This is a genomic window from Acidilutibacter cellobiosedens, from assembly GCF_004103715.1.
GTDB lineage: Bacteria > Bacillota > Clostridia > Tissierellales > Acidilutibacteraceae > Acidilutibacter > Acidilutibacter cellobiosedens.
The window spans coordinates 1,345,148-1,360,447 of sequence record NZ_CP035282.1 but is presented as its reverse complement, the minus strand read 5'-3'; the positions used below and the strand labels follow the sequence as shown (position 1 = coordinate 1,360,447).

At 33.2% G+C, this 15,300-nt stretch carries 14 protein-coding genes; 2 read left to right on the top strand and 12 right to left on the bottom strand.

Annotation, left to right across the window (positions count from 1 at the left end; all coding sequences use genetic code 11):
• Window positions 1–19 precede the first annotated feature (19 nt).
• The gene (vanW, locus tag EQM13_RS06375; RefSeq protein ID WP_071140752.1) at window positions 20–847 is read left to right on the top strand and encodes a glycopeptide resistance accessory protein VanW; all 828 of its coding nucleotides are present in this window, start codon (window positions 20–22) and stop codon (window positions 845–847) included.
• A gap of 6 nt (window positions 848–853) precedes the next feature.
• Window positions 854–1,909, top strand: a complete 1,056-nt coding sequence (vanG, locus tag EQM13_RS06370; protein WP_071140753.1) for a D-alanine--D-serine ligase VanG — start codon at window positions 854–856, stop codon at window positions 1,907–1,909.
• 27 nt (window positions 1,910–1,936) lie between these two features.
• Here the strand turns inward: vanG and EQM13_RS06365 are convergent, their stop codons facing one another.
• From EQM13_RS06365 to EQM13_RS06310, 12 genes are all read right to left on the bottom strand, one after another.
• The gene (locus tag EQM13_RS06365; RefSeq protein ID WP_071140754.1) at window positions 1,937–2,458 is read right to left on the bottom strand and encodes a DUF6512 family protein; all 522 of its coding nucleotides are present in this window, start codon (window positions 2,456–2,458) and stop codon (window positions 1,937–1,939) included.
• A gap of 411 nt (window positions 2,459–2,869) precedes the next feature.
• Complete coding sequence (sufU, locus tag EQM13_RS06360) at window positions 2,870–3,292, bottom strand: Fe-S cluster assembly sulfur transfer protein SufU (protein WP_071140755.1); 423 nt, start codon at window positions 3,290–3,292, stop codon at window positions 2,870–2,872.
• The gene (locus tag EQM13_RS06355; protein WP_071140756.1) at window positions 3,282–4,532 is read right to left on the bottom strand and encodes a cysteine desulfurase; all 1,251 of its coding nucleotides are present in this window, start codon (window positions 4,530–4,532) and stop codon (window positions 3,282–3,284) included. The genes sufU and EQM13_RS06355 overlap by 11 nt, the downstream gene beginning before the upstream one ends.
• Window positions 4,525–5,634 (bottom strand): Fe-S cluster assembly protein SufD, encoded by a 1,110-nt coding sequence (gene sufD, locus EQM13_RS06350; protein ID WP_071140757.1) that lies wholly within the window; start codon window positions 5,632–5,634, stop codon window positions 4,525–4,527. Before sufD ends, EQM13_RS06355 begins: the two co-directional genes overlap by 8 nt.
• 12 nt (window positions 5,635–5,646) lie before the next feature.
• Complete coding sequence (gene sufB / locus EQM13_RS06345; protein WP_071140758.1) at window positions 5,647–7,056, bottom strand: Fe-S cluster assembly protein SufB; 1,410 nt, start codon at window positions 7,054–7,056, stop codon at window positions 5,647–5,649.
• A 16-nt stretch (window positions 7,057–7,072) separates the two neighbouring features.
• The gene (gene sufC / locus EQM13_RS06340; RefSeq protein WP_128752288.1) at window positions 7,073–7,828 is read right to left on the bottom strand and encodes a Fe-S cluster assembly ATPase SufC; all 756 of its coding nucleotides are present in this window, start codon (window positions 7,826–7,828) and stop codon (window positions 7,073–7,075) included.
• 233 nt (window positions 7,829–8,061) lie between these two features.
• On the bottom strand, window positions 8,062–8,376 hold the full coding sequence (locus EQM13_RS06335) for a hypothetical protein (RefSeq protein ID WP_071140760.1): 315 nt from the start codon (window positions 8,374–8,376) through the stop codon (window positions 8,062–8,064).
• 65 nt (window positions 8,377–8,441) lie between these two features.
• On the bottom strand, window positions 8,442–10,172 hold the full coding sequence (locus EQM13_RS06330; RefSeq protein WP_071140761.1) for an ABC transporter ATP-binding protein: 1,731 nt from the start codon (window positions 10,170–10,172) through the stop codon (window positions 8,442–8,444).
• A 151-nt stretch (window positions 10,173–10,323) separates the two neighbouring features.
• A complete protein-coding gene (locus tag EQM13_RS06325; protein WP_071140762.1) occupies window positions 10,324–11,628 on the bottom strand; it encodes a metallopeptidase TldD-related protein in 1,305 nt (434 codons plus the stop codon).
• Window positions 11,628–13,058, bottom strand: a complete 1,431-nt coding sequence (locus EQM13_RS06320) for a TldD/PmbA family protein (protein WP_128752287.1) — start codon at window positions 13,056–13,058, stop codon at window positions 11,628–11,630. Before EQM13_RS06320 ends, EQM13_RS06325 begins: the two co-directional genes overlap by 1 nt.
• 32 nt (window positions 13,059–13,090) lie before the next feature.
• Window positions 13,091–15,019 (bottom strand): hypothetical protein, encoded by a 1,929-nt coding sequence (locus tag EQM13_RS06315; RefSeq protein ID WP_128752286.1) that lies wholly within the window; start codon window positions 15,017–15,019, stop codon window positions 13,091–13,093.
• Between the two features lie 14 nt (window positions 15,020–15,033).
• Window positions 15,034–15,240 (bottom strand): hypothetical protein, encoded by a 207-nt coding sequence (locus tag EQM13_RS06310; RefSeq protein ID WP_071140765.1) that lies wholly within the window; start codon window positions 15,238–15,240, stop codon window positions 15,034–15,036.
• Between the last annotated feature and the right edge of the window lie 60 nt (window positions 15,241–15,300).

Sequence of the window (15,300 nt, the reverse complement as noted above, 5' to 3'; positions counted from 1 at the left end):
AACAAAGGAGATCAGCAAGATGAAAAGAAGAAGAATAACGGAAATATTTCCGTTTTTATTACCCCTCCGAAGGGCACAGCGAAGGTTCTGTTTTTACATCAAAATGTTTTTCGACAAAAATCATTATGTAAAAACAAAAAATGAAGAACCTCTTCCTTTTTCAATATATGAATCTAAGTCCACCCTTCTAAATGAAAAAACGGGATTCGATATGAAATATCAGGAAAATAAGGTATTCAACCTTCATTTAGCCGCAGAGACTGTCAATAAAATATTGATCAGGCCCGAAGAAACTTTTTCATTTTGGCAGCTTGTAAGATACGCTGAAAAATACGAAAAATATAAGGACGGTCTATGCGTTATAAATGACAATCTTGTCACAGTCCCAGGGGGAGGACTATGTCAGCTTAGCAATATGCTGTTTTGGCTATTTCTTCATACCCCTCTCACAATTATAGAACGCCATCCTCACAAAATAATGACCTTCCCATATCCGGACCCTGATGAGCCAGAGGGTATAGATGCTACGGTAAGTGAAGGCTGGCTGGATTTAAAAGTAAAAAATGAAACCAATATCACATTTCAAATTTTAATATCCTTTGATGATTCATATATCTACGGCCGTATTTTGACTGACATGGATACTGACTATAAGTATGAAATCACCAATCGAGACAAAATATTTTATAAAGAACATGATAAGATTTATGAACAGGTTTCAATATATCAGCAAAAAATTGATAAAAACACGAATGAGATTATAGCGGAATCCAAGCTATATACAAACCTATGCGAAATAGGTTATTCATTACCGAAAGATATCGAAATTATTAACAAAGGAGAATAAGATAATATGAAAAAGAAAAAAGTTTTAGTTTTATTTGGCGGATGTTCTTCAGAATATGATATTTCTCTGCAATCCGCCTATTCTGTTGTCACCAATTTAAATCCAAAAAATTATGAAATAATCCTGATCGGAATCACCCGAGACGGAAATTGGATGAGATACTATGGTCCTTATGAACAAATCGCAGATGATACATGGCTAAACAACGGTCCTTGCGTTCCGGCCATTATTTCACCCAGCCGTGATATTCACGGAATAATTGAATTCCATGGAAACACTATAAAAAATACTAAAATTGATGTGGTATTTCCGGTACTTCATGGGAAAAACGGAGAAGACGGGACAGTACAGGGATTACTTGAACTGGCTTATATTCCTTTTGTGGGATGTAATACTTTGAGTTCTGCTCTATGCATGGATAAAGATATGGCCCACAAAATTGTTGAATCGGCCGGAGTAAAAACCCCTTCTTCCGTAGCAATACAATACGAAATATCAGAAGAGGAAATAATAGACAAAACAAAATTTCTAAACTATCCTTTATTTGTTAAGCCAGCAAAGGCCGGTTCTTCTCTCGGTATCACCAAAATTCTCGGTGAGGATGAGCTCCTCAACGCAATTGCCGCTGCTTTTCAATATGATAACAAAGTAGTTATCGAAGAAGCCATTGAAGGCTCTGAAGTAGGTTGTGCTATTCTCGGCACCAATAATCTGACCGTCGGTGAAGTAGATGAAATAAAACTGTCACAAACCAAAGGTTTTTTCGATTATACCGAAAAATATGCCGGTAAAACATATAAAATTCATATGCCTGCCCCCATTGATAAAGATATCTCCATGGCTATTAAGCAAACTGCCGTTGCCATCTATCGCGCTCTCGGATGTTCCGGCCTTGCAAGAGTCGATATGTTTCTGACCCCAAACAAGGAAATTATCTTCAATGAGGTCAATACCATTCCGGGCTTTACTATCCGCAGCAGATATCCCAATATGCTGAAAGGCATCGGAATGACTTTTGAACAGATTTTAGATTCTCTGATAGAACTTGCAATAAATGTATAAAATGGCGGAAATCTTTTGATAATCTGATCAAAATGTAACAGAATCCATAAACAAAGGAATATGTAACGGATAAAAAGTAAAATATATAAAAAGTATCCCTATTATAATCATAGCCAACAGTCCCACAAAATTTAATTTGCCGGATACATCTTTTTTCATGATACTTAAGCTAATTATTCCTCCAAGAAATACCCCTGTACCATAGAAAATTATATCCGCCCATAATTGAGAACTGCCGAATGCTGTGATAAAAATATAATGTCCTAATCCGAAAATTAAATCCAATATGAGTATCTCAGCAAATTTCCCAATAAAAAATCCATTAGTTTCTTTTTTTATACAGTGGTATTCAATTAATGAAAATAATACAACGCTCCAATAACTTATTTTTAAATATTCCCAAAGGCTTTTATTAATAGGGCTTATAATTCCGACTATCCAACAATTTCCCGACAATTCAAAAGCAAAATAAAGGAGAAAACCCAAAATAATAGTCCATATGATTCCCCATGATTCCCATTTTTTAATCTTTCTTGTATTTTTAAACATCTTCTCGGGATACTCCCTTCCCTCCTCAAAAATTATTTTAATATTAACTTTTGTTTAATAATAGTGGAATTCCATCTAAAAATTTTTATTACCTAACTCTATAATACAACATCCCTATAATAATTACAAAAACATAAATTATACATCAAATCATATAATTTATGTATATTAATTCAGCTCCTATATATCATCCTATGTTAAATGAGTAACATATAAAAAACATCATTAACCCTGTACTTAGGTAAACTATATCATCATATACAAGATATTATTTTACATCATGGACAATACAAAATAAATATTTATGTATTTTTAACAAGCATATTATAACATTATAACTTTAATTCTATAATTATACTTAAAAATAACGTAATAATTAAATAATCCTTGATATCTTGAAGGTATCAAGGATTATTTAATAGACTCTTTCAAAGTATGCCATGAAAGAACAGCACATTTAACTCTTGCAGGCATATTTGAAATATTTTTAAATGCAATTGCATCTTCCAATTTTTCTAATTCTTTTTCATCTGTTATTTCCTTTTTTATCATCTTTATAAACATATCCGCTAACTTTGATGCTTCTTCTTTGGTTTTACCCTTTATAGTATCTATCATTATAGATGTTGAAGCTTGAGATATGGCACATCCGTGACCTGTAAAGGAAGCATCTTCTATTATGTCTCCGTTAAACTTCAATTCCAAAGATATCTCATCTCCGCAACTGGGATTATGTCCTAATTCCACGTGGTCAGGATGATCTAAATGTTTTTTGTTGGGACTATGCTGGTTGTGCTCTATTATGAGTTCCGTATATATGTCATTAAGACTCATATCCAAGCCATCTCCTTACGTCTTTGATACTCCTGATAAATATATCCACATCTTCCTTTGTATTATAGAAATAAAAGCTTATTCTGCAAGTAGCATTAAGATTTAAATAGGTCATTAAAGGCTGGGCACAATGATGTCCTGACCTTAAAGCCACTCCATAATTGCTGTCTACTATAGTTGCCACATCATGAGGATGTACATCCTTAATATTAAATGAGATTACTCCTGCTCTATCCTTCATATTTAAAGGGCCATATACAGTTACATATGGAATCTTCCCCATTTCATCCAGGGCATATTCGGTCAACTGATTTTCAACTTCCCTTATAAAATCAAAGCCTAAATTCTCTATATAATCTATTGCTGCAGAAAGCCCTGCGACTCCCTCTACATATTGAGTACCTGCTTCAAATTTAAAGGGAAGTTCTGCAAAAGTAGCATCTTGCTCCGATACATATTCTATCATATCTCCTCCCAATAAGAAAGGGGGCATCTTTTCCAAAATATTTTCTTTTCCGTACAACACCCCTATGCCCATGGGAGATAACATTTTATGACCTGAAAAAACCATGAAATCCGCATCAAGTTTCTGTACATCTTCAGCCATATGAGGAACACTTTGAGCAGCATCTACCACTACTATTGCACCTTTTTTATGCGCATAATCAATGATTTTTTCTATTGGATATACTACTCCTAAAGTATTTGTAACATGAGCTATAGATACTAACTTGGTTTTTTCCGTAATCTTTGATCTTATTTCCTCATCCGTTAGTCTGCCTTCGTCATCTATATACATATACTTCAATACAGCACCCTTTGTCTTTGCCACTCTTTGCCATGGTATTAAATTACTGTGATGTTCCGATATGGGTATCACTATTTCATCATCTTTATTAATAAAATTCATTCCGTAGGAATTAGCAATTAAATTAAGGGCTTCAGTAGAATTTTTAGTAAAGATTATTTCCTTGGTACTTTTAGCATTAATGAACTTTCTTACTTTTTCTCTTCCGTCTTCATATACCTTTGTCGCTCTTATACTTAAAGCATGGGCACCTCTGTGAGGATTGGCATTAGAAGTATCATAATAATTTTCAACTGCTTTTATAACGCTCTCCGGCCTCTGAGTGGTAGCGGCATTATCCAAATAGACAATCTTTTTCCCATTTATCTTTTGAGAAAAAACTTTAAAATCCTTTCTAATTTTTTCTATCTGTGCATCATCTATTCTATTCATTGGTTAATCTCCTTTGAATTTCATCAAGAATCTTTTCTCTCAAATCATCTTCTACGATTTCATCAATTATAGGTCTGAAAGAAGCCTCTATTATAAGTTTTCTTGCATCCTTTTCATTAAATCCTCTACTCATAATATAAAACAATTTGTTTTCATCTATTCTTCCCGCACTGGCAGCATGAGCCCCGTCGACATCGTCCTCTTGGCACAGTAACAGAGGCGCAGCATCTGCTTTAACTGTCGGATCCAATAATATAGCATATTCCTCTTCCGCTCCCTTTGATTTCGAAGCTCCCTTTTTAAAATCTATTGTAGCTTTAAATGTTTTCTTGGCCCTGTCCTTTAAAACTCCTCTTGTTTCTATATTGCTTCGGCTTCTTCTTCCTCTCTGGTTCATCAAATAATTTATATCTTTTATTTCATCACCTCGCCCCAAATATATGGATTTTATTTGGGACTTGGATTCGGTACCGTTTAAATTATTTACATAATTAGTAATACTTGCTTTTCCTCCTATTTCCACAGAAATATAATTTACCTCTCCGTTATATCCTATGATCGACATATTAGAATCAAAATGGTTGGACTCTTCATTCATATTTTGAACCTTTATTATATTGATTTTAGCTCCATCCTTAGCATAAATTCTTGTGATACCATTATGGAAAGCTCTAACGTTCTTTTCTGTGTTATACTCCATGATTACCGTTATCTCACTGTCTTCTTCTCCGATTATTATATTATTATCAATCAAATTAGGATTTTTATTATCCATCATATGGTAAATTTTAATAGGATCTTTCAGCACTTCTCCTTTAGGCGCATGAATTAAAAGAGAACTGTTATAATGTTTCTTTGCAAAATTAACCAAATCCTCAGATACTCCGTAATCCTTTCCTTCATCTTTCAAAGGACAGAAAGATTCCATATTCTTTATTTCGGTTTTTATCTCTATATTTCCATGGGAAGTTGATTTCAAATAAGGATATTCATATTCCTTTATTTCGGGAATGATTAAATTATCCAAATATAATTCATTGACCTTCACCCATCTCCATGTTATAGACGGAAGTCTATTTACAGCATTTATATATTCAGCCATGAGTTCATCCTCCTATCCTATTGTTCCTTCTAATTCCAGCTTAATCAGATTATTCATCTCAACCGCATATTCCAGCGGAAGTTCTTTTGAAATCGGCTCCACGAATCCTCTTACTATCATCGCTCTTGCTTCTTCCTCGCTTAATCCCCTGCTCATAAGGTAAAAAATCGATTCATCGCTTATTCTTCCTATCTTTGCCTCATGACCTAAATCCACCTCATCATTTAATATATCCATAACAGGTATGGTATCGGATCTTGATATATTATCCAGCATCAAGGACTCACAAGACACCGTGGATTTGGAATGATGGGCCTCCTTATTTATCTTAATTACATCTCTATATATGGCTACTCCTCCACTCTTGGAAATGGATTTGGAGTTAACATTGGAATAAGTATGAGGAGCCGCATGAACGACTTTACATCCTGTATCAAGGTACTGACCCTTTCCGGCAAAAGTAATTCCTGTAAACTCACATTTTGCTCCTTCTCCTTTTAATACACTCATCGGATAAAGCATAGATACTTTCGAACCAAAAGAACCGGTAACCCATTCTATAGTTCCGTTTTTCTCAACTAAAGCACGCTTAGTATTTAAATTATACATATTCTTAGACCAATTTTCTATGGTACTGTACCTTAAAGTAGCTCCCTCTCCTATGAACAGCTCCACACAGCCGGCGTGAAGATTATTTACATTATATTTAGGTGCGGAACATCCTTCTATAAAATGAACCCGTGCACCTTTCTCCACTATTATCAGAGTATGTTCAAACTGTCCTATTCCCGGTGCATTCATCCTGAAATAAGATTGAAGAGGAATATCAACCTGTACTCCTTCTGGAACATATACGAAAGAACCTCCCGACCATACTGCCCCGTGAAGAGCGACAAATTTATGATCAGTCGGGGGAACACATTTCATGAAATGTGCCTTGACTATATCTTCATAATCTCTGACTGCAGTTTCCATATCAGTATATATTACTCCTTGTTTTACCAGCTCTTCTTTTATATTATGGTACACCACTTCAGAATCGTATTGAGCTCCCACTCCGGCAAGAGACTCCTTTTCCGCTTCAGGTATTCCAAGTAAATCAAAAGTACGTTTTATATCTTTCGGCACCTGATCCCAACTGCTTTTCATATCCGTATCAGGCCTTATATAAGTAACTATATTATCCATATCAAGGTCACTTAAATCCGGTCCCCAAGGAGGCAATTCCATATTGTTATATATCTCAAGAGATTTAAGTCTAAAATCTGTCATCCATTTAGGTTCATTCTTTTCTTTTGAAATCTCCCGCACAATTTTTTCCGTCAACCCGTTCTCTACCTTGTAACTGTACCTGACCTTATTTTTTATATCATAAATACCTCTGTCTATATCATCCACATATGTTTTCTTTTTAGTCTCCATCTATACAAACACCACCTCAAAGTTGATAAACTTCTTCTTTATATTTTTCATATCCGTTATTTTCGATATCCTTTGCAATACTCATATCTCCTGTTTTAATTATCTTTCCGTCTATCAAAACATGTACGTAATCCGGATGAAGATATTGCAATATCTTATTGTGATGAGTTATTATAATTATGGATTTTTCTCCATCGGCTAAAAGTTTAACTCCCTCCGATACTACCTTTACCGCATCTACATCAAGGCCAGAATCTGTCTCATCAAGGATGGAAAGCTTCGGTTCAAGTATAGCCATTTGAAGAATCTCATTTTTCTTCTTTTCCCCTCCGGAAAATCCTACGTTTAAATATCTCCTAGCATAAGATTTATCAATATCCAAAAGTCTCATGCTTTCCTCCAGCCTTTTTCTAAAGGTCAGTATTTTTAAAGGTTCTCCCGTTACGGCCATTTTTGCAGTTCTTAAAAAACTCTCTACAGTAACGCCGGCTACTTCCTCGGGATATTGAAATGACAAGAACATTCCTCTTTTTGCCCTTTCGTCTGTCTTTAGATCGTTTATCCTTTCTCCTTCAAAATAAATATCTCCTTTAGAAATTTTATATTTAGGATGGTTCATTAAAGTATTGGCAAGAGTGGATTTTCCTCCACCGTTAGGTCCCATTATTACATGAACTTCCCCTTTATTAATATCTAAATTAATCCCTTTAAGTATTTCCTTGCCATCAACTTCTACATGAAGATCTTTTATATTCAATAGTTTTTCCACTATTTTCTCATCTCCTTATATATATTATATCACCTTTTAACATCTATATCATACTATTTTAGTAGGAATTAGTCAACAGATAATCTCAATTTAGATAAAATCATCCCTATATATTTTATACCATCCCTATTATATTTACACTTATTTATTACAATTAAATCAAAATTAAATATAAATAAAAGACAAAAAATAATAAATAGGCAGCAAAGGGAAAACGCCCTGCTGCCTATTTATTACTATCCATATATATACCTTCTTCTGAGCAATTCCGAAATAAGTATTATTGAAATAATGTCTCTTGCTAATCTTCCTCTTCCATAATAAGGTCTCTGAATTCTATATCTTGAAGATCTTATTTTTCGTTCACCTGGATCTTCCTGCATTTCAGGACATTCCTGTATCATTTCTCTATATACTTCTTCTACCATATTATTCAATTGCTCATCTGTCAACTCTGTATCCGCTGAAATTATAGATAAGTTTTTGTTGATAACATCAATTACTTTGGGATATATCCTATAGTAAAGTTCCGGATATAATAGATTATCCATAAAACCCCCCCTTCCACATAATTCATTAACATTATATGTGGAAATAAGTTTTTTTGGAACTTGTACTATTCGGTCATTAAGTCTTTGAATTGAGATTTATACAATTCGGAGTATACTCCTCCTCTATCCAAAAGCTCCTGATGTCTGCCCCTCTCAATAATTCCCTGATTAGTTAAAACTACAATTTCATCTGCATTTTTTATAGTGGAAAGCCTATGAGCTATTATTAAGGTTGTTCTCCCATAAGACAATTTTTTCAGAGATTCTTGTATTGCAATTTCTGTTGCATTGTCTAAAGAGGAAGTAGCCTCATCCAATATCAATATAGGCGGATTTTTTAGGAATACTCTGGCTATGGATATTCTTTGTTTTTGACCACCGGACAATTTAATGCCCTTCTCTCCTATGTAGGTATCATAGTCTTCTGGTAAACTCATAATATAATCATGAATACTTGCATTTCGGGCAGCTTCAATTATTTCCTCTTCCGTTGCTTGAGGATTTCCATAAAGTATATTATCTTTTATAGTTCCTGTGAAAAGAAATACATCTTGCTGAACAAGTCCTATATTTTGTCTTAAAGATTTAAGTTTTATATTCTTTATATCTATATCATCTATTGTTATTTCTCCGCTATTGGTTTCATAAAACCTGGGTATAAGATGACATAAAGTTGTTTTTCCTGCCCCGGAAGGTCCTACAATAGCTATTGTTTCCCCCGGTTCTATTGTCAGATTTATATTGGAAAGAACGGTATTTTCTCCGTTTGTATAACTAAAAGATACGTTATTGAATCTAATTTTTCCCTTTACATTTTTTAAATCAACAGCTCCCTCTCTATCTACTATATCCGGTTTTATATCCATTATTTCCATAAACCTTTTAAACCCTGTCATTCCATCTTCGTATTGCTGAGTAAATTCAGTAAGCCTACGTATAGGCTGAAGAAAAAATCCTATAAATAAAATATATGCCACTAAATCTCCGATATTGATAATTCCTTTGTACACAAATATTCCGCCTAAACTTAGGGCCACAAGATTTAAAATATTCGAAACAAATATAATCCCTGATGAAAAATCCGCCATATATTTAAATGCAGATTCTCTTGAAATCTTAAACTTTTTGTTGCCTCCGTTAAACTTTTCCATTTCATACTGTTCGTTGGTAAAAGATTTAGCAACTCTGATTCCGGAAATGCTGTTTTCCAGCTGAGAATTTACATTGGCAATAGTCATTTTTACATCTTTAAAAGCATTTTCTAATTTTACTCTTTTCTTTATCGCAAACAATATCATAAACGGAACAAAGGCAAATATGACTAAAGTCAGCCTCCACTCAATTCCAAATAAGATAATAAAAGATCCTACTATCATTATAAAAGAAATAAATATATCTTCCGGACCGTGATGAGCCAATTCGGAAATCTCTCTCAAATCATTTATCATTCTTGACATAATATGTCCCGTTTTATTATTATCAAAATAGCTAAAAGATAAAGTTTGCAAATGAGCAAATAAATCCCTTCTCATATCATACTCTATTCTTACACCCACAACATGTCCCCAGTAAGTAACCACATAATTGCATATATATCTTAAAATATATAAAAGGAACAATACAATTGACCATTTGTATAGCAAATGCATCTTCCCGTTAGGAATAATATCGTTGATAAAGTTTCTTGAAACTATGGGGAAAACCAAGTCCAATGCAGAAATAATAAAGGCACATAACATATCTATAAAGAATAGCTTTCTATGAGGCTTATAATAAGAAATAAACTTTTTTATCAATCTAGCAATCACCTCTTCCCTGAATTCAATAAGACACTTTAATATTTAGCCACACGAATATTATATAATTAGTCAAAGTTTTTTTCAACATTGAAAATGAAAAAGAAAACAGCTTCTTTTTCGTATAATCAGAAGCTGCTTTCCTAATATCCTATTTTATTCCCAAAACATTTATGCCATGAATTTGAATGGCCTTAGGTCCCGAAAAATTGTTTTCCTTTTCTATTTCTTTAGACAAAGTTAAATTCTTTTCGACCTCTATAATATTACCGGAAATTGAGCCTCCCGTTACAGGAACAGTATTTTCCCCATCAAAATAAAATCCGAGTCTTATTTCTCCCCCAAAATCTCCTGTCAATCCGTCCATTTGGAAATCAGAAAAACTTATAAGCTCCAAATAGGGCTCTTTTTTCATTTCATCAACAGATTTACTTCCGCCGGCAAAGAATACATTCCCGATATTACCTGTAGGTTCGGCATTAAGATAATAAGAGTGTCTGACATCTCCCCAATATCTTAAAAGCACTCCGTCTTTTATTATATCAATCTTCTCTAACTTAAATCCATCTTCATCGTAGGGAGTACTTTCTGTAGAATTTTCCATAAACGGATTCAATGACATATTAATTAAATCTCCCTTTACTTCATTGCCTTGAACTTTACTTCCCTTTTTAAATGTTGATATACCATCGTATACTCCCTTGGCATTTGATTTCGAATAATAATATCCCAAAAATTCTTTAACCGATTTTCCTGTAAGTAAAATATTTTCTTTATTTAAACTGGGTGTAGGTAAAGCTTTTGCTCTGTCTTCAGATAAAAGCAACTGTTTTCTGATTTCCTCTCTAATCATTTTATCATCATAATCCGCGAATCTGATACTATTGTATAACTCTATTTCACCCTTATCCCCTTCCCAGCTTGTTACCACTTGAACCATACCTTTATATTGGCTGAATGAAACATCAAGACCTTTAGAATTTAAAATTCTCGTACATATCCTGTCTAAAAATAATTCCGAAGAATTTATAAAACCTTTTTCATATATATTTTCCTTATATAATGAATAAGACAATTTTTCTATCCAGTCCGAAATATTCCCCTCACAGAAATTACTTTTTGTTTTTGAAAATTTCTCCGCATTTCCTTCTGGTATGGGATAATATTCATTTTTAACAAAACCTGCGGAAAAAGAAGCATCATCTATACAGCTTTTTATTTCTTCCATGCTCATTGTGGGATGGATATTGATTATGGAAGAACCTCTGTATTTTTTGTTATCTTCTTCAAAATCCCTATATAGAGTCACTTTATAATGAAGTACATCTTTCCCTCTGTTCATTTGAATTTTGTCCTTTATAAAAAATACTTCCTTGGAAGAAATTTTATTTTCGACGATCTTCCATTCATTTATTTCTTTTGAACCTTCTAATATCCTCTTTATATTATCTATCATTATCCTAACCTCACTTTTGCTTTAATATATGGACCTCCGTCAGAAACTTTAACAAATTCCCTATATCCTTTGCCGCACATTCCTGTTCCGGAAAGTTCCACCTTATCGGACACCATTGAAATGGACTGAAGCAAATCGGGTACATATCCTGTAAGCACTATTGGAGAAACAATCTTTCCCGTAAATTTCCCATTCCTTATTTCTCTTCCGATAAGAACCATACATTGTATACCCCAATTTTTAGGATCTTCCATGCCGCTCATTCCCACATCTATAAGATATCCATAATCAATAGATGATACCATATCCTCAAGTTTAGAACTTCTCTTCTCAAAAAACGTATTAGTCATTCGGGCATATGCTTTTCTCTCAAAGGACTCTCTTTTGCCGTTTCCCGTAGGCTTAGTGCCCAATTTCAATGCTGAAAGCAAATCGGATATCCCCGTCTTTAATATTCCCTTGTCGATTATTGTTGTATCGCTTCCTATTACTCCTTCGTCATCAAATAAATAGGATGAAACCTCTACCGCACTTGCCGCTCCGTCGTGCATAGTAACTAATTCGGAGGCTACTGGTTTTTTGAGATATTCCACAGCCTTAGCCCTGTTCTTTACAAACATGTCCATTTCAACCCCGTGACCGAAAGCTTCATGAGCTATCAACCCCGAAATCTCAGGAGTACATATTACATCATATTCTCCCGGTTGTACTTTTTCACTATCTAAAAGCTCAATTGTTTCATCAATCAAACCTTTGACTCCTTCATTCATTTCGTTAAGTATTTCCACTCCTTTAAGTCCCGAATATCCTTTGTAGTCAAATTTAGTATTTCCATTTCTTCTTACAATGGCTACAAGTTGTCCGTTAGTCCATATATAAGACTGAGCCAGCTTTTTATTGCGGGATAAAAATATTTTTGAAACATGAACTTCTTCATAGCTGACCCTGCAGTCCACCAATTCATCAGAATATTTAAACCCTTCATCCTTTATTCTCTGCAGTCTTTCCACTTTTTCTCTTGAACTCATTTTTTCCGGTAAAATTTCAACTTCTCCCAAAAAACTCTTTTCCGCATTTTCTTCCTGTATTAAGGGATACTCCATAAACTCCAAAGAAGAAGATTTCAGCTTATTCAAATCTTCCTTAGAAATTCCCCTTATTTTCTCAACTATTGGCGATAAATCTTCCGGCAATTCATTAAACGAGTATTCGGAATAGTTGATTCCATTAAATACCCTTATTACAAATCCTCTTTCTGTCCACATGGAATCCCCTATATCTACCCCTGTTTTCTTTACGGAATATGTCTTTCCCTTTACATCTGTCCCAAGAATAGATACATATTTGTAATCCTTCAAAAGCATATCCAACAATTCTTCTAACTTAGTCTTCTTATCTGTTAAAAATTCAGACATTTTAACTTTTTCCATGTTAACACCTCCCGTTATTAACGTAAAATATGTTATAAATCATAAGATCTTATATCTGCATCCATTAGGGATATTAAAAAATAACCCACCATAAATATAGATGAAATAATTCCCGTATCATTTATAAGAAGTGATATAGCTCCGATTACCATAAATATTAAATATTCCTTATATACATCGGGCCTTATATCCTTAATACGGTTTATTTGAATATTATCCTTAAACAAGCTCCTTACAGATAATACTTGACTTACTGCCACTATACACCAAGGAGGAGTAATGGTAAACCAAATCAATTCCTTCAATTTCAATTTAACCATATCCCAAAGTTCTTTACTGCCCAAAAACTCTATTCTATATAATAAATCTCCTGCGTGACTTCTGTCAAAACTGTGTAAATCCAAATATACATTAATAAACATAATCAAAAATCCTACAATAAATAACCCTAAGATACTCTTCCATGTAAGGTTTCTTTCAAATATCTCTTCATATATCATTATTAAAAACAAAATTATGCTGGCTAAAAAGCCTCCGGTATTGGCACCAACTCTTGAAGATAAAGCAATTATGTTTAAAGAAAAATATAAAATCAGAAGTATATTCTTATAAAGCTTATCTTTAATCATATTCTTTACCGAGAAATAACTGATGATAGAACAAGCTAAAAGCACTCCCATTGCACCATTATTAAATCCATAGTATCTAAAACCGAAAACTATATTGTTAAACCCTACAAAAGAATTATATATAACCTCAGGAAAGAAAATTATACCCAGCACCATAAATAAATATGTAACCGTAGAAAAAAAGAATGCCGTGTTCATTTTTCTTTGCCTGAAAAAATATGATATGGGATAACTAATCATCAGTACTAAAAGGATATATACAATCGGATATCCCTGCATATTAAAAAAACCTAAGAGAAATGAAACAAAAATAATTACCGCAATAAAATCAAAATAAAGGGCAGCATTCTTATATTTATCATATCTCCTTTTTACTATAAAATAAGCAAAATAGCAAAATGTATAATATATAATCCCATGAAAGAAATAAGTACTCCATAGTTGCCCCATTGTATTATCAAATACCTTTTTTACAGCAGCCATAGGCTGTTTTTCAACAGGAGATATATTAAAACTCTTTCCTATAGCAGTCTTACTTTCTAATCCGTAAATGGACAACACATGAGGGAAAATATCCAACAGAGTGACTATTCCTTCTCTTTTCGTTGATAAACTTGTCAATATGCCATTTTCTCCGCCTTCAGATTTATATATTATTAAAGAGAGCCACTTGTTTAACATCCCTTTCATATTATCTGCTACATTTCTTGAAACCAATATTACATTTAAATCCTTATATTCATTTAAATACGACTTCAATATTTCAATTCCGTCATTTTCCTCATATATGTCATAATCCATTATTAAAATATTTTCTTTTTTTAATATATTATTCGTTTTATCTACAAGCCAATCTAAATCATAATTTATATATGTTTCCCCGGATTCAATATTTCCTTTTTTATCACAAGCAATTAATGATGAAGGACCATTGCCAATATAACCTATCCCTTGATTTTTCAATTTTTCTCCAAAAAAATCAACTTCCGAAACAAAATTTGAATACTTATCATTTAACGACTTTACTATCCTATCATAACCCATTACTTTAATGCTTCCATCCCTATTTTTATGCAATCCTTTAAAATTACTTTCATCTATTCCCACTTTTCTTCCTGTTGCTACGCTCAAAGAAAAACTTACAGGATTATATGGAGTTACAGTTTTGGTATTTATAAGACCTCCCGCATAATTTTCTCCCATTATTTTTTCTCCCGCTTCCATAGGCATCTGGTCTACAACTATAAAAATGGTTTTTTCGTAACCTTGAGAATAGCCGCAGGAATTTATTACAGTAAGTATTAAAAAAATTAGAATCAAAGTTTTTTTCATATAATTAACACCCTTTAATAAATAATATAGCTTAATATACTGAATATCCCTAATACAATAGCAAAAATACCTATGAACACCGTATATTTATAATACCCGTCTTTTTCAACCTTATCTTTTTTCTGAACTTGCATTCCTCCATCACTTCTTTTTAAACTATACCTGTTCCGAAATATCATATAAAAGCCTAATATTAATAATAAGATCCCTCCTACTAACATATAAACACCTCTTTATAGATAGATTATCCCATTTATAGTATAGAACAATTATTTAACTTT